General features: G+C 71.0%; 1 pseudogene. It reads right to left on the bottom strand.

The features are described from left to right. Positions 1-765, bottom strand: a pseudogene (locus tag P5F91_RS19210) (hypothetical protein); the annotation flags it as partial.

The following is a 765-nucleotide window of genomic DNA, read 5'->3' as shown; positions in this document are numbered from 1 at the left end:
CCGATGGTGCCGGCGATGGAGGCGCCGTAGCCCGTGACGGCGCCCACACCCGCCAGCGTGCCGCTGTTGCTGACCGTGCCGATGCTGCCCGTGCTGCGCACGAACAGGGCGGTCTGCATGCCGCCAATGCTGCCGGTGTTGTTCAGCGTGGGCAGCAGGGTCCCGACATAGTCGTTGTTCACCGCCAGCACCAGGTTGGTGCCACTGGTGGTGCCGCCGAACGCCAGGCCGGTGAGCGACCCGGCGGACACGCTGTAGCCGCTGTAGCTGGACCCGGCGCCGCCCTGGATCAGGGTGCTGGCGCTGCTGCCCGCCAGATAGTTGGCGGTGGACGAGAAGGTGGCGCCGGAGACCACCGTGCCGCCGGTGATGACCGCCGCCCCGCTGACCACCAGCGCGTTGGCCCCCACGTTCAGCGTCCCGCCCGTCTGGCCGTAGTTGCCGGTGACGCTGACGATGGTGTTGAGCGACACCGAGGCGCCACCGTTGACCAGCGTGCCGGCGCCGACATTGACCGCGTCGCCCAGGACCATGGCGCCCGAGGCCAGGGTCACGTTGGCCAGGGTGCTGGTGATGGTGCCGCCGGTGTACGTGCCCGCGACCGTGCCGCCCGACAGGACCAGCGCATTCGTCGACAGGTTGACCAGGTTGCCGCTGACGGTGCCGGTGTTGACCACCTGGCCCAGCGTGCCGCCCGACGCCACCTCCACCGCGATGGAGCCGGCGATGGTGCCGCTGTTGACCAGGGTGCCCAGGCTGCCGGTG

Origin of the sequence: Nitrospirillum amazonense, assembly GCF_029594735.1 — a bacterium.
GTDB lineage: Bacteria > Pseudomonadota > Alphaproteobacteria > Azospirillales > Azospirillaceae > Nitrospirillum > Nitrospirillum amazonense.
The sequence above is the reverse complement of the archived record's forward strand: the minus strand, read 5'-3'. Positions and strand labels throughout refer to the sequence as shown.